This is a genomic window from Pseudomonas fluorescens (genome assembly GCF_002022275.1).
GTDB lineage: Bacteria > Pseudomonadota > Gammaproteobacteria > Pseudomonadales > Pseudomonadaceae > Aquipseudomonas > Aquipseudomonas fluorescens_AJ.
In genome coordinates this window covers 84,683-104,863 of sequence record NZ_MSDF01000027.1, presented here as the reverse complement: position 1 = coordinate 104,863, position 20,181 = coordinate 84,683, and the positions used below count along the sequence as shown (strand labels likewise).

Annotated in this window: 21 protein-coding genes; 13 read left to right on the top strand and 8 right to left on the bottom strand. The window is 60.0% G+C overall.

The window, feature by feature from the left end; all coding sequences use genetic code 11:
• Positions 1-316: 316 nt before the first annotated feature.
• The 4 genes from rhtA (at position 317) to BFW87_RS21395 (ending at position 3,081) form a co-directional block, all read left to right on the top strand.
• Positions 317-1,171 (top strand): threonine/homoserine exporter RhtA, encoded by an 855-nt coding sequence (rhtA, locus tag BFW87_RS21410; RefSeq protein WP_254865922.1) that lies wholly within the window; start codon positions 317-319, stop codon positions 1,169-1,171.
• Between the two features lie 164 nt (positions 1,172-1,335).
• Positions 1,336-1,617: a hypothetical protein gene (locus BFW87_RS21405; RefSeq protein WP_016969010.1), complete on the top strand. Its 282-nt coding sequence runs from the start codon at positions 1,336-1,338 to the stop codon at positions 1,615-1,617.
• Positions 1,618-1,724: 107 nt separating this feature from the next.
• Positions 1,725-2,456 (top strand): SDR family oxidoreductase, encoded by a 732-nt coding sequence (locus tag BFW87_RS21400; RefSeq protein ID WP_078741705.1) that lies wholly within the window; start codon positions 1,725-1,727, stop codon positions 2,454-2,456.
• Between the two features lie 34 nt (positions 2,457-2,490).
• Complete coding sequence (locus BFW87_RS21395) at positions 2,491-3,081, top strand: 2-hydroxychromene-2-carboxylate isomerase (protein ID WP_078741704.1); 591 nt, start codon at positions 2,491-2,493, stop codon at positions 3,079-3,081.
• Here the strand turns inward: BFW87_RS21395 and BFW87_RS21390 are convergent.
• Complete coding sequence (locus BFW87_RS21390) at positions 3,078-4,055, bottom strand: zinc-dependent alcohol dehydrogenase family protein (RefSeq protein WP_078741710.1); 978 nt, start codon at positions 4,053-4,055, stop codon at positions 3,078-3,080. The genes BFW87_RS21395 and BFW87_RS21390 overlap by 4 nt on opposite strands.
• A 123-nt stretch (positions 4,056-4,178) precedes the next feature.
• Here BFW87_RS21390 and BFW87_RS21385 point away from each other — a divergent pair, with 123 nt between their 5' ends.
• Positions 4,179-5,087 (top strand): LysR family transcriptional regulator, encoded by a 909-nt coding sequence (locus BFW87_RS21385; protein ID WP_078741703.1) that lies wholly within the window; start codon positions 4,179-4,181, stop codon positions 5,085-5,087.
• Here BFW87_RS21385 and BFW87_RS21380 read toward each other — a convergent pair.
• The 3 genes from BFW87_RS21380 to BFW87_RS21370 form a co-directional block, all read right to left on the bottom strand.
• A complete protein-coding gene (locus BFW87_RS21380; protein ID WP_078741702.1) occupies positions 5,080-6,888 on the bottom strand; it encodes an aminopeptidase P family protein in 1,809 nt (602 codons plus the stop codon). The two genes, BFW87_RS21385 and BFW87_RS21380, sit on opposite strands and share 8 nt — an antisense overlap.
• A gap of 49 nt (positions 6,889-6,937) precedes the next feature.
• The gene (locus BFW87_RS21375) at positions 6,938-8,098 is read right to left on the bottom strand and encodes a cysteine desulfurase family protein (protein ID WP_078741701.1); all 1,161 of its coding nucleotides are present in this window, start codon (positions 8,096-8,098) and stop codon (positions 6,938-6,940) included.
• Positions 8,099-8,330: 232 nt separating this feature from the next.
• The gene (locus tag BFW87_RS21370) at positions 8,331-8,600 is read right to left on the bottom strand and encodes a hypothetical protein (protein WP_078741700.1); all 270 of its coding nucleotides are present in this window, start codon (positions 8,598-8,600) and stop codon (positions 8,331-8,333) included.
• A gap of 399 nt (positions 8,601-8,999) precedes the next feature.
• Here BFW87_RS21370 and msuE point away from each other — a divergent pair, with 399 nt between their 5' ends.
• The 4 genes from msuE (at position 9,000) to BFW87_RS21350 (ending at position 13,202) form a co-directional block, all read left to right on the top strand.
• Positions 9,000-9,563: an FMN reductase gene (gene msuE / locus BFW87_RS21365; RefSeq protein ID WP_078741709.1), complete on the top strand. Its 564-nt coding sequence runs from the start codon at positions 9,000-9,002 to the stop codon at positions 9,561-9,563.
• A 9-nt stretch (positions 9,564-9,572) separates the two neighbouring features.
• Positions 9,573-10,715, top strand: coding sequence for an FMNH2-dependent alkanesulfonate monooxygenase (gene ssuD, locus BFW87_RS21360; RefSeq protein ID WP_078741699.1), 1,143 nt, complete (start codon positions 9,573-9,575; stop codon positions 10,713-10,715).
• A 184-nt stretch (positions 10,716-10,899) separates the two neighbouring features.
• Positions 10,900-12,087, top strand: coding sequence for an acyl-CoA dehydrogenase family protein (locus BFW87_RS21355; RefSeq protein ID WP_078741698.1), 1,188 nt, complete (start codon positions 10,900-10,902; stop codon positions 12,085-12,087).
• A gap of 11 nt (positions 12,088-12,098) precedes the next feature.
• Positions 12,099-13,202 (top strand): sigma-54 interaction domain-containing protein, encoded by a 1,104-nt coding sequence (locus BFW87_RS21350; protein ID WP_078741697.1) that lies wholly within the window; start codon positions 12,099-12,101, stop codon positions 13,200-13,202.
• On the opposite strand, the gene BFW87_RS21345 is transcribed toward BFW87_RS21350, so the two are convergent.
• Positions 13,191-13,556 (bottom strand): antibiotic biosynthesis monooxygenase, encoded by a 366-nt coding sequence (locus tag BFW87_RS21345; protein ID WP_078741708.1) that lies wholly within the window; start codon positions 13,554-13,556, stop codon positions 13,191-13,193. The genes BFW87_RS21350 and BFW87_RS21345 overlap by 12 nt on opposite strands.
• A gap of 98 nt (positions 13,557-13,654) precedes the next feature.
• On the opposite strand from BFW87_RS21345, the gene soxR reads away from it, so the two are divergent.
• On the top strand, positions 13,655-14,104 hold the full coding sequence (gene soxR / locus BFW87_RS21340) for a redox-sensitive transcriptional activator SoxR (RefSeq protein ID WP_078741696.1): 450 nt from the start codon (positions 13,655-13,657) through the stop codon (positions 14,102-14,104).
• 121 nt (positions 14,105-14,225) lie between these two features.
• On the opposite strand, the gene BFW87_RS21335 is transcribed toward soxR, so the two are convergent.
• From BFW87_RS21335 to BFW87_RS21325, 3 genes are read right to left on the bottom strand one after another with little or no spacing between them, the layout of a single operon-like run.
• Positions 14,226-14,996: a MetQ/NlpA family ABC transporter substrate-binding protein gene (locus tag BFW87_RS21335; RefSeq protein ID WP_078741695.1), complete on the bottom strand. Its 771-nt coding sequence runs from the start codon at positions 14,994-14,996 to the stop codon at positions 14,226-14,228.
• Between the two features lie 28 nt (positions 14,997-15,024).
• The gene (locus tag BFW87_RS21330; RefSeq protein WP_078741694.1) at positions 15,025-15,690 is read right to left on the bottom strand and encodes a methionine ABC transporter permease; all 666 of its coding nucleotides are present in this window, start codon (positions 15,688-15,690) and stop codon (positions 15,025-15,027) included.
• Positions 15,691-15,693: 3 nt separating this feature from the next.
• On the bottom strand, positions 15,694-16,917 hold the full coding sequence (locus tag BFW87_RS21325) for an SfnB family sulfur acquisition oxidoreductase (protein ID WP_078741693.1): 1,224 nt from the start codon (positions 16,915-16,917) through the stop codon (positions 15,694-15,696).
• Positions 16,918-17,141: 224 nt separating this feature from the next.
• Here BFW87_RS21325 and BFW87_RS21320 point away from each other — a divergent pair, with 224 nt between their 5' ends.
• From BFW87_RS21320 to BFW87_RS21310, 3 genes are all read left to right on the top strand, one after another.
• On the top strand, positions 17,142-17,603 hold the full coding sequence (locus BFW87_RS21320; protein ID WP_078741692.1) for a VOC family protein: 462 nt from the start codon (positions 17,142-17,144) through the stop codon (positions 17,601-17,603).
• Positions 17,604-17,830: 227 nt separating this feature from the next.
• The gene (locus tag BFW87_RS21315; protein ID WP_078741691.1) at positions 17,831-18,706 is read left to right on the top strand and encodes an alpha/beta fold hydrolase; all 876 of its coding nucleotides are present in this window, start codon (positions 17,831-17,833) and stop codon (positions 18,704-18,706) included.
• Positions 18,707-18,802: 96 nt separating this feature from the next.
• Positions 18,803-20,107 carry a dicarboxylate/amino acid:cation symporter gene (locus tag BFW87_RS21310; protein WP_078741690.1) on the top strand — a complete coding sequence of 435 codons (1,305 nt, stop codon included), beginning with the start codon at positions 18,803-18,805 and terminating at the stop codon, positions 20,105-20,107.
• Positions 20,108-20,181 lie beyond the last annotated feature (74 nt).

Here is a 20,181-nt window from a genome sequence, read left to right as displayed (position 1 = left end):
GGCTTCGATGAACTGAAGCAACTCGCTGTCGAATCTCGCGTAACTCTTTGTTTACCAAGGAGTTTTCCGTTTCGACTGCGCCGGAAGTGGGGCGAATTATAGACTTCCAGAATCTGCCGTCAACCCTTAATTTGGATTTTCTATCAAACAGACTGAAATGCCCCAATTCCTGCCTATATAGAGAGCAACGCCGAAACAAATGAGCAATATATTGCTCAAACCGAAACACTTGAGCATCATATCGTCTCTGCTTCTTTACCATGACCTCGGACGAACACCCCCAATGACCACCCCACCCCGCAGCCTGGCTTAGGCATTGTTTCCTGTCGGCCTGCTGTTGATCGCCATGGCGTCCATCCAGTCCGGCGCGTCGCTGGCCAAAAGCATGTTCCCCATCGTCGGCGCCCAAGGCACGACAACGCTGCGCCTGGTTTTCGCCAGCGTGATCATGCTGCTTCTATTACGCCCATGGCGCGCCAAGCTGACGGCCAAGTCCCTGCGCACGGTGGTCATTTACGGCATGGCATTGGGCGGCATGAACTTCCTCTTCTATATGTCATTGCGCACCGTTCCATTGGGCATTGCAGTCGCACTCGAATTTACAGGCCCACTCGCCGTCGCCCTCTACGCTTCGCGCCGTGCGGTGGACTTCCTGTGGATTGCACTGGCGATCGCCGGCCTGCTGTTACTCATCCCTATGGGGGAAGCCAGCAGCGGCATCGACTTGACCGGGGCGGCCTATGCACTGGGCGCAGGTGTCTGCTGGGCGCTCTATATTCTGTTTGGCCAGAAAGCCGGCAACGACAATGGCGTGCAAACTGCTGCCCTCGGCGTGATGATCGCCGCGTTGTTCGTAGCGCCCATCGGTATCGTCCACGCAGGCGCCGCACTGTTGACGCCTGCGCTTATTCCGATCGCCATTGGAGTAGCCATACTCTCCACTGCCCTGCCCTACACCCTCGAAATGGTCGCACTCACGCGCCTGCCCGCACGCACGTTTGGGACCTTGATGAGTATCGAGCCCGCATTCGGAGCCCTATCCGGCCTGTTTTTCCTGCAGGAGCATTTGTCACTCGCACAATGGTTGGCCATCACCTGCATCATCCTGGCCTCCGTGGGCGCCACACTTACAATGCGCAACGAATCCAAACCGCTGGTGCCCGCCGATTGATCATCTTTAAGGTAGCTCTGGTATTTGCCGCTCATTTAGGCCATGTTTAGGCCGCGAACGAATGCCATTCATGGAGAATTTCGACAAGGACAGCTGAACGCTACAATCGAGAGCGAGTGAAGCCTGCTTCGGGCCTTTTTGCGAAGCGGCTATTAAGGATAGGAATGAAACGAATTTTGATACTGTTAATGGTCGTAGCCATTGCTGGCTGTGCCGCGACCACCAAGACAGAAGTTAAACGGGGCAAAAAAGGGCTGCATATCAACTGTTCCGGCCTGTCCTCCTCCTGGGACCAGTGCTACACCAGTGCGGCCAACTCATGTGGCGCCAAGGGCTACCGGGTCATCGCAAAATCCGGTGACAACTCCGAGGAGCCAGGGGATTACCCCTTCGGCCTCAACCCTGCCGGCTACACCAGCCGCAGCATGATCGTCATCTGTAAATGACGCCCCGAGCAGTCACCTGCGACTGCTCATTAAATTCCTGACACCACTCTCTCCTTCGTGACGCTGCGTCTAGACTCCTGCTCGACCCTTGAGCCAACGGAGTTCCCATGACACACAACAAGAAAATCGTATTGGTAGTGGGTGCCGGTGATGCAACCGGCGGCGCCATTGCCAAACGTTTTGCCCGCGAGGGTTACGTTGCCTGCGTTACCCGTCGCAGCGCCGACAAATTGCAGCCTCTGGTAGACAACATCCAGTCGGCAGGTGGCGAAGCCCATGGGTTTGCTTGCGATGCGCGTAAAGAAGAAGACGTCATCGCGTTGATCGAGCAGATTGAGACCGAACTGGGGCCCATCGAAGCATTTGTCTTCAACATTGGCGCCAACGTGCCATGCAGCATCCTCGAAGAAACCGCACGCAAGTACTTCAAGATCTGGGAGATGGCCTGCTTCTCGGGTTTCCTGAATGCTCGCGAAGTGGCCAAGCGCATGGTCACTCGCAACCGTGGCACCATCTTGTTCACCGGCGCCACTGCTGGCTTGCGCGGTGGCGCCGGGTTTGCCGCGTTCGCCGGTGCCAAGCATGGCATCCGTGCGCTTGCGCAAAGCATGGCGCGGGAATTGGGCCCCAGAAATATCCACGTCGCCCATGTGGTGGTCGACGGCGCCATCGATACCGACTTCATTCGCGACAATTTCCCGCAAAAATATGCCCAGAAGGACCAGGACGGCATTCTCAACCCGGACCACATCGCCGACAACTATTGGTACCTGCACAGCCAGCCACGCGACGCCTGGACTTTCGAACTGGACCTGCGCCCCTGGAATGAACCCTGGTAAGCCCCTCCCTAACAATAAGCAGCGAGCATCGACCATGAGTAAAACCCTGGAATTCTTCTTCGACCTCGGCAGCCCGGCAACCTATCTGGCGTACACCCAACTGCCGACCCTGTGCGCAGAAACCGGCACACAGCTTGTGTATCAACCCATGCTGTTGGGTGGCGTGTTCAAAGCCACCGGCAATGCCTCGCCAATCACCGTTCCGGCCAAGGGCCGCTACCTGTTTGACGACCTCGCGCGCTACGCCGAACGCTACAACGTGGTGCTCAAGTTCAACCCCCACTTCCCCATCAATACACTGGTGCTGATGCGCGCCGTCACGGGCATCCAGATGCATCAGCCCGAGCGTTTCCAGGCATTTATCGACTGCCTGTTTCATGCCCTTTGGGTAGAAGGCCGTCACTTGGGCGATCTGGCCATCGTCGCCAGCGTGCTCGCCGAACAAGGCTTTGACCCAGAGTACGTCTTGGCCCTGGCCAACGATGAAGCGGTAAAAACCGCCCTCAAAGACAAAACCGAACAGGCCATTCAACGCGGCGTGTTCGGTGCGCCCAGCATGTTTGTAGGAAACCAGCTGTTCTTCGGTCAGGACCGTCTGGAGTTTGTGCGCGAAGCCCTCAGTTAGATGTCGATCACCAAGCGTCCTTGAGCGCCGCCAGCGAGCAAATCGTATGCGGCGTTTGCTGTCTGTAAATCAAATTGATGCGGGTTCATGATCGGCTTGAGCTTGCCCGCATCAATCAACGCAGCCGCGTCGGCGAGGATCTGCCCGTGGTGTTCACGGCCCTTGCCTGTCAACAACGGCAACAGTGTGAACACGCCTGAATAAGTCGCCCCTCGAAACGACAGCGGTGCCAGGCTATGTTGCCCCCAGCCCAGGCAGCTCACCACGTGGCCGCTATAAGTCTTTGCAGCCCGAAAGGACGCGTCCAGCGTCTGACCACCCACGGTGTCGTACACAATGTCGAAACCTTCGCCTGCGGTGTGCAATGTCACATAGTCTTCGACTGCGTGTTGCCCGTAGTCGATAAAGGTCGCCCCCAAGCGCTCAATGGCCGCCCGATGTTTGGCGGAACCGGTGGCATAGACCTTCGCGCCAAAGGCGAGGGCCAACTGCACCGCGATATGCCCTACACCGCCTGCGCCACCTTGAATCAAGACTGTGTGCCCAGGGCCTACATGCGCACGATCCACCAACCCCTCCCACGCAGTGATCAGCACCAATGGCAACACGGCAGCTTCGCGCATGCTCAACGTGGCAGGCTTGCTCGCCAGCAACCGCGCGTCGACCACTGCGTATTCGGCCAGCGATCCCTGTACACCCCCGATGCCAGTGCCGAGTGCGTACACCTCGTCGCCCACTTTCCACTCACCCGCCATAGGGCCAACCGCTTCGATAGTCCCCGCCAGGTCCATACCAATGACTGCTGGCAACGGCTGATTGGCATGCGCCGCCTGGCCGGCACGAATTTTCCCGTCCAGTGGGTTAAGGCCGCTGGCGCGAACTTTCACCAGCACCTGGCCGGCGCCGGCAGTCGGCTTGGCAATCTTGGCCAAGCGAAAGGGAGCGCCCACGGTGTCCACCATCAGAGCATTCATATAGGTCATGTCGGCGATCTCGGTTCGTTGAAGATGAAGCCAATCATCCGCTTGCACACTCATGCCGATAAGACGCTAAAACGCTATAGTGCCCATGCGCATATGGCATGAATCGGGTAAACCATGGACAAACTCAATGCAATGGCGGTTTTCGTTCGAGTGATCGAACGCGGCAGTTTTTCCGCCGTCGCCCGAGAAATGCAGACAACCCAACCGACCATCAGCAAAGTGCTGCGCGCCCTGGAAACCGAACTGGGCGGCAAACTGATTGCGCGCAGCACGCGCCACCTATCTCTGACGGACGAAGGTCAGCGGTACTACCAGCATTGCAGAGAAATCCTCGCGGCCGTGGATACGGCGGAGCACAGCTTCCAAACCGGCAAAGAGACCATCGCCGGCCCCCTGCGTATTGGTTCTTCGGTAAGTTTCGGGCGCCTGCATATCGCCCCGCGGCTGAGCGGGTTCCTTCAGCAATTCCCCGAGGTCCAGGTAGACCTGCAACTCAATGATCAATTGCAGGACATGGTCAGCGAAGGCCTGGACGTGACCCTGCGCATTGGAGAGTTGCGCGACAGCGGCCTGATCGCCCGGCAAATCGGGATCACTCATCGCATCACTCTGGCCAGCCCGGCTTACCTTGCCGCGCACCCCGCCCCGCACACTCCGCAAGACCTCGCGCAACACAATTGCCTGCTCTTTAATCTGCTGAGCAGCCAGAACCAGTGGATTTACGACAAGGAGGGCAAACGCCACACGGTACGCATCACCGGCAACGCTCAGAGCAACAACTCCGAGGCGGTGCGCGAGATGGTATTGACGGGGCTCGGCATTGCGCTGTCGCCCCTATGGTTGTTCGCTGAAGACTTGAAAGCCGGCCGCGTGGTCGCGCTGTTGCAGGATTACACGCCACTGTCCCTGCCCATCCACGCGGTGTCAGCGCCCAACCGCCGCCAGTCGGCCCGGGTCAAAGCGTTCGTCGACTATATGGCCGACGCCCTGGCCCAGGCCCCCGAACTGCAGCCGATCAGATAGCCGCCGTGCGCACCTGCAGCCATTCCAGCGCGGCGCCATCGAGCAGCGGGCTCAGGCGCTCGCGCACCTCCGCGTGATAAGCGTTGAACCACTCGCGCTCGTCCGTCGTCAGCAACGAGACCTCCAGGCAACGGGTGTCGATTGGGCACAAGGTCAGGGTTTCGAACTTGAGGAACTCACCAAACTCGGTCTTGCCCGCTTCACGGTTCAGCACCAGGTTCTCGATACGCACCCCCCAACGCCCCGGGCGATAGGTCCCCGGCTCGATCGAGGTAATCATCCCCGGCTGCATTGCCGTCTGCGGTGCAGCGGCCGCCTGGTAGGCAATCACCTGCGGGCCTTCATGCACATTCAGGAAATAACCTACACCGTGACCGGTCCCGTGGCCGTAGTCCACGCCTTCAGCCCAGATCGGCGCGCGGGCAATCGAATCCAGCAGCGGCGACAGAATGCCTTTGGGGAAGTGCGCGCGGGACAAGGCAATCACACCCTTGAGCACGCGTGTGCAGTCGCGTTTTTGCTCCTCACTCGGCGTACCAATCGGCACCATCCGCGTGATATCCGTGGTACCACCCAGGTACTGGCCACCCGAGTCGATCAGCAGCAAGCCATCGCCTTCGATCAGCGCGTGCTCTTCTTCGGTGGCGTGGTAATGCGGCATCGCACCGTTGGCATTAAACGCCGCGATCGTGTTGAAACTCAGCGACACATAATCAGGGCGGCGGGTACGCGCTGCGGTCAAATGCTCGTCGATGGTCAGCTCGGTAATGCGTTCGCGGCCCAGAGCGCTGTCCAGCCAGGCGAAGAACTCGCACAAGGCCGCGCCATCCTGCTCCATGGCTTTGCGAATATGCTCGGCGTCCGCCAGGCTTTTGCGCGATTTGGCCAACGTGGTCGGGTTCAGCCCTTCGATCAGCTTGACGCCCGCATCGAGGTTTTCCAGCAGGCCCGCCGTGACGCGAGCCGGATCGATTTGCACGCTGGCGCCCGACGGCACGGCACGCAGCGCATCCGCCACTTCGCTGTAATCGCGCAAGGTCACGCCGTCTTGTTCCAGCACAGCAGCCAGCTCTGCATGGACCTTGCTCAGTGCCACAAACAAAGTGGCCTGCTGTTGATTGATCAGCGCGAAGGACACAAACACCGGGTTGAACGACACGTCACCGCCGCGCAGGTTAAACAACCAGGCGATGTCATCCAGGGTGGCGATGAAATGCCAGTCGGCGCCCTTCTCTTTCAGGCTGGCGCGCAGTGCGGCGAGTTTGTCGCCACGGCTGACAGTCGCCTGTGGCGGCAAGTGTTGATAGATCGGCTGGTTCGGTAGCGTCGGGCGGTCTTGCCAGACTTCATTGAGCAGGTCGATATCGGTACGCAGACGTGCGCCGCGTTCTTCCAGCTTGGCGCCGAGGGTACGCGCCGAAGCCACAGCCATCACCGCGCCATCCACTGCCACCACAGCGCCTTGCGGCGTTTGCTCGGCCAGCCATTCCAGCGGGCCGGGTTGGCCAGGCTGCAATTTCACCAGTTCGATACCGCTGCCTTTGAGTTCCTTGGTCGCCTGTTCCCAGTAACGGCTGTCGGCCCACACACCAGCGAAATCCGCAGTGACAATCAGCGTACCCACCGACCCGTGAAACCCCGACAACCATTGCCGCCCCTGCCAGTAACCCGGCAAGTACTCGGACAAATGCGGGTCGGCCGACGGCACCAGCAGGGCATGAATGCCCTCGCGGCTCATCAGTTCGCGGGTATGCGCCAGGCGCTGGGGAACCGTTCCATGGGTCAAAGGCTGCGTACTCATTGTGTCTCCTGCTAACCACTAATAATTGTTATGTGCTGCAAATGAAAAATCAGACCGCCCAGAACGCCGGAGCGCTGGCAGATGCCGCCTTGATCAGGCGCACGGCCTCGTCGATATCCTGCTCGGTGGTAAACCGGCCCAGGCTCAGGCGAATGGTGCGACCGGCGCTGCGAGCATCATGGCCCAAGGCCAGAAGCACGTGGGACGGCGCATTGCTTGCCGAGTTGCAGGCAGAGGTCGCTGAAAATGCGATACCGGCGCTCAGCGCGGCGGAATTGAATTCGCCCTCGCCAAACGTCAGGCTCAGGGTATGGGGAATACGCTGCGTAAGGCTGCCATTCAGACGCACACCCGCAACCGACATCAGTTGATCCAGCAGGCGCTGACGCAAACTCGCAATCTTCGCCTTCTCTTCAACAAAGGATTCTGCCGCCAGCGCAAATGCGGTGCCCATGCCCGCGATCTGATGAGTCGCCAGCGTGCCGGAGCGCAGGCCGCCTTCATGACCGCCGCCGTGAATCTGCGCCAACACTTTCTGCTGCGCCCGTGGGCCGACGTACAGCGCACCGATACCTTTGGGCCCGTACAGCTTGTGCGCGGAAAACGACATCAAATCCACTGGCCACTCAGCCAGATTGATCGCCACCTTGCCCGCGCCTTGCGCAGCGTCCACATGCAGCAACGCGCCATGCTCGCGCACCCGCGCGCCAATGGCGGGGATGTCGTTCAGGGTGCCCAGTTCGTTATTCACCAGCATCAACGACACCAGAAAAGTGTCTTCACGCAAGGCTTCACTGACCGCCTCGGCGCTGATCAAGCCTTCGGCATCCGGCACCAGATAGGTCACCGCCACTCCGGTTTCCTGCAACTGCCGCGCGGTATCCAGCGTGGCCTTGTGCTCGATCTGGCTGGTGATGATATGCCCGCCCGCCACACCACGCGCCTGGGCGACGCCCTTAATCGCAAGGTTGTTGGACTCGGTAGCGCCGGAAGTCCAGACGATCTGCTCGGGGCTCGCACCGACGAGTGCAGCCACTTGAGCACGCGCCTGCTCAACCGTTTGCCGAGCCGCTTGGCCGAACGCATGGGAACTGGACGCCGGGTTACCGAAATTGGCATTGAAGCCCAAACACTCGACCATCACCTGGATGACCCGCTCATCCACTGGCGTGGTGGCGGCGTAATCGAAATACAACGGACGTTTATTCATAACGTTAAAGACTCGCAGAGCGTGTTCCCGAGAAAGGCGTCTCAGGGGCATCGACCGGGACAGAGGTTGTCAGGTTTAACCAGTCGAATGCCATTAAAGAAGGGCCACTTTATGTAAATGTGCGTAGGAACGCTCCTGAATTTCAGCTTAACAGGCTGAAGTGGCGCCATGGCAAACAAAAAGCCCGAGATTCCTTGTGGAAATCTCGGGCTTTTTGCCATTCGGCGCCAGCTCAACTGGGACGGCCATGCAGGACCACGCTGCGTTCGGCGTTCATTTCGCCCTGGCGATCAAAACCGAAGGGCTTCTGTGGCTGGCCAATCAGTGCAGCACGTTGCTGTTGATACTCATCGAACGACAACCCACGACGGCTCAACGCTTCCAGCGCCAGCTGTTTGGTTTCTTCGGCCGTGTAAGGGCGCAACTCTGGAGAGGGATGAGTCGCACACCCGGCGAGGACGGAGCTGACAATCAACAGCGAAACAGCGAGAAAACGGTTCATGGCGGTGGCCCTGCGAAGGAGGTTTCAAGTCAATGAACACAGGCTACTCCCGCCCCTTCACATCGAAAAATCATCGTCCGTGATAGTCGCTATCAACCGTTCAGGCACCTTCGATAGCCACCCCTCATATTCCTAAAAGACCTATAAATATGGAAATACGTTCGTTTACGGAATAAAAGTAACCTTCTATAAATGGCTGCACACCGAATCAACACTGTTCGCCACGCAACTGTTGCCAGGGCAACAGCCATTCAACAAAACACCAGGTACCCAACAGCTTAATTTTTCAGCAGATGGCCCGCAGGCCTTGTCCACCAAGGCTTTCAGCCGTTGGTACAGCTCTTGCTCAAGTCGGGTTACTTCACTTGCTATGAACCACTGTTGAATAAGGAACTGTTCATGACCCGTCCCCTGAATGTCGTTGCCCTCTCCGGCGGAACCTGGCGCCCGTCCCGTACCCTGGTGCTGACTCAAGCCGTGCTGGCCGAACTGGCCACCCTGCTGCCGATCGAGACCACCCTGATTGAACTGGGCGACATTGCCCGGCCCCTGGGCGGCGCGCTGTCCCGTGATGAATTGCCCGCCGAGGTCGAATCCCAACTGTTGGCCATCGAACAGGCCGATTTACTGGTTGTTGCCGCACCGGTCTATCGCGGCTCATACCCGGGCCTGCTCAAGCATCTGTTTGATCTGATCGGCCTCAACGCGCTGGTCAACACGCCGATCCTGCTCGCGGCGACTGGCGGCAGCGAACGTCACGCGCTGGTCCTCGATCACCAGTTGCGCCCGCTGTTCAGCTTCTTCCAGGCACTGACCTTGCCAATCGGCGTGTACGCCACCGAAGCCGACTTCACCGATTACCAAATCACCAGCGACTTATTAAAAGCCCGAATTCAACTGGCCGCAGAACGCGCGGCGCCCTTGTTTGCCGCGCACTCCCCTTCTCTGCTGAAAATCGCGTAAGGATTTGTCATGGATGTTTTCTGGTTTCTGCCCACCCACGGCGACGGTCATTACCTGGGCACCACTCAGGGTGCACGGCCGGTCACGCTCAATTACCTGAAGCAAGTTGCCCAAGCGGCTGACAGCCTGGGTTACCACGGCGTGTTGATTCCTACCGGACGCTCGTGCGAAGACTCCTGGGTGATCGCTTCGGCACTGGTGCCGCTGACCGAGCGCCTGCGCTATCTGGTAGCGATTCGCCCCGGCATTATTTCGCCCACGGTTTCCGCACGCATGGCGGCGACCCTGGATCGCCTTTCCAACGGCCGCCTGCTGATCAACGTGGTAACCGGCGGCGACCCCGACGAAAACCGTGGCGACGGCAGCTTCCTCGATCACAGTGAACGCTATGAAGTTTCCGACGAATTCCTGCAAATCTGGCGTCGCGTGCTGCAGGGCGAATCGGTAAATTTCGAAGGCAAACACCTGCGCGTACAAAACGCCAAGGCACTTTACCCACCGGTGCAGAAGCCTTATCCACCGCTGTATTTCGGTGGTTCCTCGGACGCCGCCCACGACCTCGCCGCTGAACAAGTCGATGTGTACCTGACCTGGGGCGAGCCGCCTGCTGCTGTCGCGGAAAAACTCGCAGACGTGCGTGAGCGCGCCGCACGCCACGGCCGCACGGTGAAATTCGGCATTCGCTTGCATGTGATTGTGCGCGAAACCGAAGAGGAGGCCTGGAAAGCCGCCGACAAACTGATTGAGCACATCAGCGACGAAACCATCGCCGCTGCGCAAAAATCCTTCTCGCGCTTTGATTCCGAAGGTCAGCGCCGTATGGCTGCCTTGCATGACGGGCGCCGTGACAACCTGGAAATTGCCCCCAACCTGTGGGCCGGTGTCGGCCTGGTGCGTGGTGGCGCCGGTACTGCGCTGGTGGGCAACCCGCAGCAAGTGGCCGAACGCATCAAGGAATACGCGGACCTTGGCATCGAGAGCTTCATTTTCTCCGGCTACCCGCACCTGGAAGAGGCCTATCGGTTTGCCGAGCTGGTGTTCCCGTTGCTGCCGGAACCCTACGCAAGCCTCGCCGGGCGCGGCGTCACCAACCTCACGGGGCCGTTTGGCGAAATGATTGCCAATGATGTGTTGCCTAAAACAAAGGCCTGAAAGTGATGCGATCTGCTGGGTGCGGACATTGCTTTTCTGTGGGAGCCGGGCTTGCCCGCGATGCAGGCGCTGAGGGGTATCAGTTACCCCGAGGTGATGCTATCGCAGGCAAGCCAGCTCCCACATTTGAACCGCATCGCCAGATAGATAGCGCTCGGCGTTTGACCTTATTGAGGAACCCCGTGTGACAGCCAAACCCCACAGCGTCCTGCCCTCCCCCCTGCAGACCGCCAAACTGCTGGCCGCCGAATTCGCCCTCACCGCCGTTGAACGCGATGAGCGCGGTGGCACGCCAAAAACCGAACGTGACGCCTTGCGCCGCAGCGGCCTGCTGGCCCTGAGCATTCCCACGCAATACGGCGGCCTCGGCGCGCACTGGAGTGAAACCCTGAGCATCGTGCGCGAGTTCGCCAAGGTCGACAGCTCCATCGCCCACGTCTTCGGCTTCCACCACTTGATGCTCGCCACCGTGCGTCTGTTTTCGCGACCGGACCAATGGCAGCCCTGGTTTGAACAAACCGCGCGCAAAAACTGGTTCTGGGGCAACGCCCTCAACCCGCTGGACACGCGCACGGTGGTCAAGGATTTCGGCGGCTGGCGTGAGTTCTCCGGCAAAAAAAGCTTCTGCTCCGGTGCCAGCGACTCGGAAATGCTGATCGCCTCGGCCGTGGATGAAAGCGCCGGCGGCAAGCTGCTGATCGCCGCCATCCCGAGCGGGCGCAGCGGTATCACGTTACATAACGACTGGAACAATATCGGCCAGCGCCAGACCGACAGCGGCAGCGCCAGCTTCGAGCGGGTGCGCGTCGAAGAGTCGGAATTGCTGCTCGACCCCGGCCCGCTGAGCACGCCTTTCGCTTGCTTGCGCCCGCTGATCGCCCAGCTGACGTTCACGCATATGTTCCTCGGGATTGCCGAAGGCGCCTTTGAAGAAGCGCGCAATTACACCCTCACCGAAACCCGTGCGTGGCATAAGTCCACGACTGGGGACGTGCGCCAAGACCCGTACGTGCTGCACCACTACGGCGAATTCTGGGTCGCGCTCGAAGGCGTGCGCTTACTGGTTGAACACGCCGCGGAATTACTCGATCAGGCGTGGGCCAAAGGCCCCAAGCTGACCGAACACGAACGCGGCCAACTGGCCATTGCCATCGCGACCGCCAAGGTTGCCGCCACCCGGCAGGGCCTGGACCTGTGCAGCCGCCTGTTTGAAGTCACCGGCGCGCGCTCCACCCACGCCTCGCTGCGCCTGGACCGCCACTGGCGCAACCTGCGCACACAAACCCTGCACGACCCGGTGGACTACAAGCTCCACGAACTGGGGGACTGGGCGTTGAACCAATCCCTGCCCATTCCTACGTTCTACTCCTGAGAGAGGTGCCCATGCAGCTTTTGACCCTACCGCCCTCGCCCGCCCTTGCGACTTCGATTCGCGCCACGGCCCAGGTCTTCGAAGACCCCAAATCCCAAGCGCTGCTCGACCACATCCAGCAAGTCGCACCCAGCGAAGCCAGCGTGCTGATCATCGGCGAAACCGGTACCGGCAAAGAGCTGGTGGCGCGGCATATCCACAACCTCAGCGCACGGCGCAACCGGCCGTTCGTGGCGGTGAACTGCGGCGCGTTCTCTGAATCGCTGGTGGAAGCCGAACTGTTTGGCCATGAAAAAGGCGCCTTCACCGGCGCCCTCAGCGCCAAGGCTGGCTGGTTCGAGGAGGCCGACGGTGGCACCTTGTTCCTCGACGAAATCGGCGATCTGCCGATGGCCATTCAGGTCAAACTGCTGCGCGTCCTGCAGGAACGCGAAGTAGTACGCCTCGGCTCGCGCAAAAGCATTCCGATTGATGTGCGGGTACTCGCCGCGACCAATGTGCAGCTGGAAAAAGCCATCAACGCCGGGCATTTTCGCGAAGACCTCTACTACCGCCTCGACGTGGTCAGTTTGGAGCTCAGCCCGCTGCGCGACCGGCCGGGCGATATCCTGCCGCTGACCCGCCACTTTATCGAAGCCTACAGCCAGCGCCTCGGTTACGGCTCGATCACCATCAGCCGCGACGCCGAGCACAAACTCAAGAGCTACAGCTGGCCGGGCAATATCCGCGAGCTGGAAAACGTGATCCACCACACCCTGCTGATCTGCCGTAACGGCGTGATCGAGCGCGATGATTTGCGCCTGTCGAACATGCGCATCGAGCGTCAGGACGACAGCCAGCACGGTACCGACAACAGCGCCGAAGCCCTGCTGGCGCGGGCGTTTCAAAAGCTGTTCGAGGAACAGGCCGGCGCCCTGCATGAAAAAGTCGAGGACGCGTTATTGCGCGCCGCCTACCGCTTCAGCCATTACAACCAGGTGCACACCGCCAACCTGCTGGGCTTGAGCCGCAACGTCACGCGTACGCGCCTGATCAAGATCGGCGAGCTGGCGGTGAACAAGCGCCGCCCAGGGGAAAACGTGCAGGGCGAACGCATGCTGCATCTATCCATTTAGGCGACAGTGCAGCGCATCGTCATGGCTGCGCTCAAAACTGCGCAGCACCTGAAACGAACCGAAGCTCACGGCCGTAGCCTGATGGGCGCGAATCAGCGTCCAGAAATCATCCTCGCCTCTCTCAAAGCGCTGGAATGCCGCCTCGCCATCCTCACGCGATTGCCATTGCAGGTAATTGAGCACGCGCCGCCCGTCATCGCTGACCTGCACGCTGGCACTCAGAAAACCGCCATGGCCCTGTGCCAGGCGCTCGCTTTGGATGGACAGGGCCGCCACCAGGGCGACTTGCTGCTGGGGCTCAATCTGGAATTCGATCAATTGAGTGAAGCTGCGATTCTTCTCTGATACCTGCATGAACACTCCCCTCTCTTTGTAGGCAAAATCTTGCGATTCGATGCCACGCAGGGTAAAACCTCTAGTTAAGTCAAGGTCAAGCGCTGTTTGGAGTGTTTATGCTCAACAAGGAACTCACCGTCGGCCAACTGGCTGCGCGCAGTGGCGTCGCGGTCACCGCGCTGCATTTCTACGAATCCAAAGGGTTGATCAAAAGCAACCGTAACGCCGGCAACCAGCGCCGCTATCCACGGGATGTGTTGCGCCGGGTGGTGGTGATCAAGATCGCGCAGCGTTTGGGGATTCCGCTGGCGACGATTGGGCAAGCGTTGCAGACATTGCCCGATGGGCGCACACCGACGACTGCAGATTGGGAGCGTTTATCGGCGCTGTGGCGCGAAGACCTGGATGAGCGCATCAGCAAGCTGATGCTGCTGCGCGACAAGCTCAGTGGCTGTATCGGGTGTGGGTGTTTGTCGCTGGAGGCGTGCCCGTTGCGTAATCAGGATGATCAATTGGGTGAGCATGGGCCCGGGGCTCAGCTTCTGGAGCCCACCACACAATCCTGAACTGACAATGCTGTTCATGTGGGAGCAGGCTTGCCTGCGATGCAGACAACTCGGTCTTTCTACAACACCGAGGTGATGCTATCGCAGGCAAGCCAGCTCCCACAGTTGATGTTTGTTGAATTCAGAAACCAGGCGCAATCTGGCCCTTGTAGCGCGTCAGAATGAACTGGCGCACTTCATCGGAATTCAACGCCTTGGCCAGCTTCTGAATGCGCGGGTCGTTGATGTTATCCGGCCGCGCTACCAGGTACTCCACATACAGCGATTTGCCCTTCTCCACGATCAACGCGCTGTTGGTGTCAATCCCCGCTTCCAGCGCGTAGTTGGCAAACACGAAGGCCAAATCCACCTGGCTTACCGAGCGAGCCAGCAAAGCGCCTTCCAGCTCACGGATTTTCAGGTGCTTGGGGTTTTCGACGATTTCCCGTGGCGTGCTGAGGGTATTGCTCGGGTCCTTGAGTTTGATCAGCCCCGCTTCATCCAGCAGCACCAGCGCGCGGCCGGTGTTGACCGGGTCGTTGGGGATCGACACGGTAGCGCCATCCTTCAGTTCCGAGAGGTTCTTGATACGCGTCGAATACGCCCCGAAGGGTTCGATATGCACGCCCACCACCGGCACCAGGTCGGTGTGGCGGGTCTTGTTGTAGTCGTCAAGGAACGGGCGGTACTGGTAATAGTTGGCGTCGATGTTTTTCAACGCCAGCTGTTGGTTGGGCTGGATGAAGTCAGTGAAAACCTTGATCTGCAGGTCCACACCCTCCTTGGCCAGTACTGGCTTCACAAACTCGAGGATTTCCGCATGGGGCACGGGCGTGGCGCCGACTACCAATGTTTCGTTGGCAAACGCGTTGAACGACAGGACAGCGGCCAAAACGGCCAGGGACTTTTTCATGAATGCTCCGAGAGTAGCTTTATAAGAATTAACGGCGGCTATAACGCGCCACCAAACGGTCACCGGTCATCTGCAGGGCCTGCACCAGCACCAGCAACAGCAGAACGGTGACCACCATCACGTCGGTCTGGAACCGCTGGTAGCCATAACGAATCGCCAGGTCACCGAGGCCACCGCCACCAATCACCCCGGCCATGGCGGTGTAATCCACCAACACAATCGCGGTGACGGTCACCGCCGCCAACAGCCCACCGCGGGCCTCCGGCAACAGCGTGTGACGAATTACCTGCCAGGTACTGGCGCCCATGGATTGGGTGGCCTCCACCACGCCGCGGTCGACTTCGCGCAGCGCGGTTTCCACCAGCCGCGCAAAAAACGGCGTGCACCCCACCACCAACGGCGGGATGGTGCCCGGTACGCCCAGGGAAGTGCCCACCAGCAAGGTGGTCAGCGGGATCAACACAATCAGCAAGATGATGAACGGCAGCGACCGCAGCACGTTGACCACCACCGAGAGCAGCCGATACACCACCAACGCCTCGTGCAACTGACGCTTGCCTGTGAGAAACAACAGCACGCCCAGCGGTAATCCCAGCAGTACGGTAAAACCCAGGGCAGCGGCGAGCATGCTCAGGGTTTCAAGGCACGCTTGGCCGATGTCGGCCCAGTAGATATGTTTAAACCACTCGGCCATGGCTTAAGACCAATCGTGACGTGGCGGCTTGGTGCCATTGAGCAACCAGTTGCCCACCACGTGGTATTTCCAGCGCACCGGGTCGTGCAGGGTGTGCACCCGGGCGTTGCGCCAGTGGCGGTCTAAGTTGTGTTTCTTGAGGGTCGAGCGAGTGCCGCCGAGTTCGAAGAGCTTGTTGCTGGCGTCGATGGCGATTTCGGTGGTCAGCACCTTGGCCCGGGCCACGGCCAGCGAAGCGTGGGCGACGGTGTCTTCATTCGGCGCCGGGCGCGCGGCATCCAGCGCCAAACCGGCACGCTCGAGCAAGGCCTCGGCGGCTTCCAGACGAATGTCCAGAGCACCGACTTGAATAATGGTCAGCGGGTCTTCGCTGGCTTTTTCAACTCCGGCATCAATCCACGGCCGCGCAAATTGCTGCACGAATTGCACGGTGTCACGCAGCGCGGCGCGGGCGATACCGGCGTCGATGGCGGCGGTGGTCAGCTGTGCGAAAGGGCCGGCCAGGGTCGGCGAATCGTAGGATTTGTGCGTAGGAAACAGGTTGAACGCTGGCACCCGAAGGTTCTCTGCCAGCACCGTGCCGCTGGACGTGGTGCGCTGGCCCATGCTGTCCCAGTCATCCACCACCACCAATCCTTGGGTGCCACGCTTCACGAAGGCCAACTGCGCATTTTGCTGCTCATCCAGCGCCAGCACGGCCAGCCAGTGGGCGTACAGCGAACCGGTGCAATAGCCCTTGCGGCCGTTGATCACATAGCCGTCGCCTTCGCGGCGGATGGTCGCCTGGATGTCCTGCACATTCTTCCCGCCGGTTTCCGACAGCGCATTGGCAAATCGATGACCCTGCAACGCCAGGCCGAAGAAATGCGCCTGTTGCTCCGGCGTGCCTTGCAGGCGGATATCTTCCAGCAGGCAATAGTGGTTCTGCGGGATCTGCCCCAGGGAGGGATCGGCCGCCGAGATAATCGCAATCACTTGGGCCAGCACCGCGTAAGACACCTGCGCCCCACCAAACTCGCGCGGCACGCTGATGCCCCATAGGCCACTGTTGGAATACAGGTCCACCACCTCAGCGGGCACATGGCGGGCGCGGTCACGCTCGGCATCCTGCTCCAGCAGAACCGCTGCAACACGGTGGGCAGCGGCAATCGCCTGGGCTTCGTCGCGAATCAAATCGGCATGGGGCGTGTGAATCGGGTAATCGGCAGATACAGAAGGTACAGACATACAACGCTCTCGGGCGAATGGTTTGCCAGGGGCATTGCAGCTTCTGTGCCGGGGCCTGAAACCGGCGGTTTGGCGATAAAAATGGATCCAAACCCGCTTGTTGCGCAGCAATCTGCCGGTTCACTGTTGCCTGGCGAACACCTCGTCGGCTGCCCGCAGCCCGGACGGAACGCGGCCTATAGTGAAAAGGCCGTGCCTCCATCACCTCAAACAAGGAGAACGCCATGAGCGTCAAACCCATTCCAGAAGGTTTTCACAGCCTCACGCCTTACCTGGGCGTCGACAAAGCTGCCGAAGCCATCGAGTTCTACAAAAAAGCCTTCAACGCCACCCAAGTCATGCGCCTGGACATGCCCGACGGCAAGGTCGGCCACGCCGAACTGCGTATTGGCGACTCGCCGATCATGCTCGGTTCGCCGTGCGACGAAAGCCCGTTCGGCAGCCCGCGTGACGGCCACACCAGCGTGGGCATTCATTTGTATGTGAACGATGTTGATGCCCAATACACGCAAGCGATCGCCGCCGGCGGCACGCCGATATCCGAACCGAAGGACCAGTTCTATGGCGACCGTACCGGCACGTTGAAGGATCCGTTCGGCCATGTGTGGTTTTTGGCCACGCACAAGGAGGATTTGACCGAAGAGCAGATTCGTCAGCGTGCCATGGAGATGTTCCAACAAGGCTGAGGTCCCTTGTGGGAGCTGGCTGCCTGCGATGCAGGCACCGCGGTGTGTCAGTTGCACCGCTATCGCAGGCAAGCCAGCTCCCACACAAGCCAGCTCCCACAGAAATGCTCATTGATTGGTGAGACCGCGCTCCTACACACTTCATGAACAACCCCTCCACGCTTTCCCCCTTGCCCCGAACGCCGTGTGATTCCAGGATGCAAGCACTAATAAAGAGGAGTCATCCCATGTTCGCCGGTTTCCAAAAAGACAGGTGCCACGTCAATGGCGTGGACATCAGCTACCGCAAAGGCGGTACAGGTCCCGGTCTGCTCCTGCTGCACGGGCACCCGCAAACCCATGTCATCTGGCACAAAATCGCCGAACAGCTGGCCGAGCATTTCACCGTGGTCGCCGCCGACCTGCGCGGCTACGGCGACAGCAGCAAGCCACCGGCCAATGAAAACCATACAAGCTATTCAAAACGCGAAATGGCCCGCGACGGCGTCGAGCTGATGCACGCCCTGGGCTTCGACACCTTCTCGGTGCTCGCCCACGACCGTGGTGCCCGCGTGGCCCATCGCCTGGCGCTGGACCACCCGCAAGCCGTGCAACGTATGGTCCTGCTGGACGTCGCGCCTACCCTGTCGATGTACGCCCAGACCGACGAAGCTTTCGCCCGCGCCTACTGGCACTGGTTCTTCCTGATCCGTCCGGCGCCATTGCCCGAAGCGCTGATCGAAAGCAAACCCGAGCTGTACCTGCGCAGTGTGATGGGCAGCCGCAGTGCCGGGCTCAAACCCTTCACCGACGAGGCCTTCGCCGAATACCTGCGCTGCCTGTCACTGCCAGGCACCGCCACCGGCATTTGCGAGGATTACCGTGCTGCCGCCGGTATCGACCTTGAGCATGACCAGAAAGATATCGACGCAGGCAACTACCTCAACCTGCCGTTGTTGGTGATGTGGGGCGCCGAAGGCACTGTCGGCCGCTGTTTCGAGCCGCTCAAGGAGTGGCAGAAAGTCGCCACCGACGTACGTGGCAAGGCCCTGCCGGCCGGCCATTACATCGCTGAAGAAGCCCCAGAGTTGTTGCTCGGCGAAGTCCTGACCTTCCTTCGCTGAATGCTGTAACCCCGTGACCTGATGGACTCGCCTCGCAGGCTGCCAACGGCCTGCGACGGGTTTGCTTGGCCCCAAAAAACGATTGAGATAATAACAATGACAATCAGAAAACTGCTGGGAACCCTGTATGTGCAGGTGCTCATCGCTATCGCGCTGGGTGTGTTGATCGGCCATGAGTGGCCGCAAGTCGGCATTGACCTCAAGCCGTTGGGCGACGGGTTTATCAAACTGATCAAGATGATCATCGGCCCGATCATCTTCTGCACGGTGGTGTCCGGCATCACCAGCATGCACGACGTGAAGCAGGTGGGCCGGGTGGGCGGCAAGGCGCTGCTGTACTTCGAGATCGTCTCCACCATCGCTTTGCTGATCGGCATTCTCTCCGCGCACCTGCTGCACCCGGGCGTGGGCTTCAACATCGATGTAAAGACCCTCGACGGCTCGGCCATCGCCGGTTTTGTCGGCCAGGCGCAGCACAGTGAAGGCGTGACCGGTTTCCTGCTTAACATCATCCCCGGCACCTTTTTCGATGCGTTCGCCAAGGGTGAAATCCTGCCCGTGCTGTTTATTTCCGTGCTGTTCGGCCTCGGGCTGGTCATGGTCGGCGAAAAGGCGCGGCCACTGGTGGGCGTGATCAACCAGGCGAGTGAAGTGTTCTTCCGTATCGTCGGCATGATCAGCCGGGTGGCGCCGATCGGAGCCTTTGGTGCGATTGCCTTCACCATCGGTAAATACGGCGTGGGCTCGTTGCTGCCGCTGCTGAAGCTGGTGGGCACCTTCTATATCACCGCATTTTTCTTTGTCGCCGTGGTGCTGGGCAGCATCGCGCGCTACGCGGGTTTCAGCATTTTCAAGTTGATGGGCTATATCAAGTCCGAACTGCTGATCGTGTTGGGCACCAGTTCCTCGGAGTCGGCACTGCCGCAATTGATCCAGAAGCTGGAAAGCCTCGGCGCCTCCAAAGGCGTGGTGGGCATCGTGGTGCCGACCGGTTACACCTTTAACCTCGACGGCACCAACATCTATATGACCCTGGCGGTGCTGTTCCTGGCACAAGCGACCAATACTCACTTGCCGCTGGAACAACAGCTGACGTTGTTGGCGGTGGCGATGCTCACCTCCAAAGGCGCCGGTGCGGTAGTCGGTGCGGGCTTTGTGGCACTGGCCGCAAGCCTGGCGGTGGTGCCGACGGTGCCGGTGGCGGCGATGGTGTTGATTCTGGGGGTCGACCGCTTCATGGCCGAATGCCGCTCGCTGACCAATATCATCGGCAATGCCGTGGCTGCGCTGGTGGTGGCAGCCTGGGAAGGTGAACTGGACCGCGAAAAAATGGCCCCGATCGCCCTCAAGCATGGCCGCCATGCGCGGGCTGCCGCCAAGGCGAAGATCGCCACCGAGTAAACGAATACGCCGGGGTGTGCCGGAAGGCACCCCCAACCGGTGCTATTCTGGCGGCTCATGCCGCCACGTCTGTT

What these genes read in the sequence shown, in the direction of transcription:
- BFW87_RS21405 (WP_016969010.1), top strand. Translation starts at nt 1,336, where the DNA reads ATGAAACGAATTTTGATACTGTTAATGGTCGTAGCCATTGCTGGCTGT.
- BFW87_RS21400 (WP_078741705.1), top strand. Translation starts at nt 1,725, where the DNA reads ATGACACACAACAAGAAAATCGTATTGGTAGTGGGTGCCGGTGATGCA.
- BFW87_RS21395 (WP_078741704.1), top strand. Translation starts at nt 2,491, where the DNA reads ATGAGTAAAACCCTGGAATTCTTCTTCGACCTCGGCAGCCCGGCAACC.
- BFW87_RS21390 (WP_078741710.1), bottom strand. Translation starts at nt 4,055, where the DNA reads ATGAATGCTCTGATGGTGGACACCGTGGGCGCTCCCTTTCGCTTGGCC.
- BFW87_RS21385 (WP_078741703.1), top strand. Translation starts at nt 4,179, where the DNA reads ATGGACAAACTCAATGCAATGGCGGTTTTCGTTCGAGTGATCGAACGC.
- BFW87_RS21380 (WP_078741702.1), bottom strand. Translation starts at nt 6,888, where the DNA reads ATGAGTACGCAGCCTTTGACCCATGGAACGGTTCCCCAGCGCCTGGCG.
- BFW87_RS21375 (WP_078741701.1), bottom strand. Translation starts at nt 8,098, where the DNA reads ATGAATAAACGTCCGTTGTATTTCGATTACGCCGCCACCACGCCAGTG.
- BFW87_RS21370 (WP_078741700.1), bottom strand. Translation starts at nt 8,600, where the DNA reads ATGAACCGTTTTCTCGCTGTTTCGCTGTTGATTGTCAGCTCCGTCCTC.
- msuE (WP_078741709.1), top strand. Translation starts at nt 9,000, where the DNA reads ATGACCCGTCCCCTGAATGTCGTTGCCCTCTCCGGCGGAACCTGGCGC.
- ssuD (WP_078741699.1), top strand. Translation starts at nt 9,573, where the DNA reads ATGGATGTTTTCTGGTTTCTGCCCACCCACGGCGACGGTCATTACCTG.
- BFW87_RS21350 (WP_078741697.1), top strand. Translation starts at nt 12,099, where the DNA reads ATGCAGCTTTTGACCCTACCGCCCTCGCCCGCCCTTGCGACTTCGATT.
- BFW87_RS21345 (WP_078741708.1), bottom strand. Translation starts at nt 13,556, where the DNA reads ATGCAGGTATCAGAGAAGAATCGCAGCTTCACTCAATTGATCGAATTC.
- soxR (WP_078741696.1), top strand. Translation starts at nt 13,655, where the DNA reads ATGCTCAACAAGGAACTCACCGTCGGCCAACTGGCTGCGCGCAGTGGC.
- BFW87_RS21335 (WP_078741695.1), bottom strand. Translation starts at nt 14,996, where the DNA reads ATGAAAAAGTCCCTGGCCGTTTTGGCCGCTGTCCTGTCGTTCAACGCG.
- BFW87_RS21330 (WP_078741694.1), bottom strand. Translation starts at nt 15,690, where the DNA reads ATGGCCGAGTGGTTTAAACATATCTACTGGGCCGACATCGGCCAAGCG.
- BFW87_RS21325 (WP_078741693.1), bottom strand. Translation starts at nt 16,917, where the DNA reads ATGTCTGTACCTTCTGTATCTGCCGATTACCCGATTCACACGCCCCAT.
- BFW87_RS21320 (WP_078741692.1), top strand. Translation starts at nt 17,142, where the DNA reads ATGAGCGTCAAACCCATTCCAGAAGGTTTTCACAGCCTCACGCCTTAC.
- BFW87_RS21315 (WP_078741691.1), top strand. Translation starts at nt 17,831, where the DNA reads ATGTTCGCCGGTTTCCAAAAAGACAGGTGCCACGTCAATGGCGTGGAC.
- BFW87_RS21310 (WP_078741690.1), top strand. Translation starts at nt 18,803, where the DNA reads ATGACAATCAGAAAACTGCTGGGAACCCTGTATGTGCAGGTGCTCATC.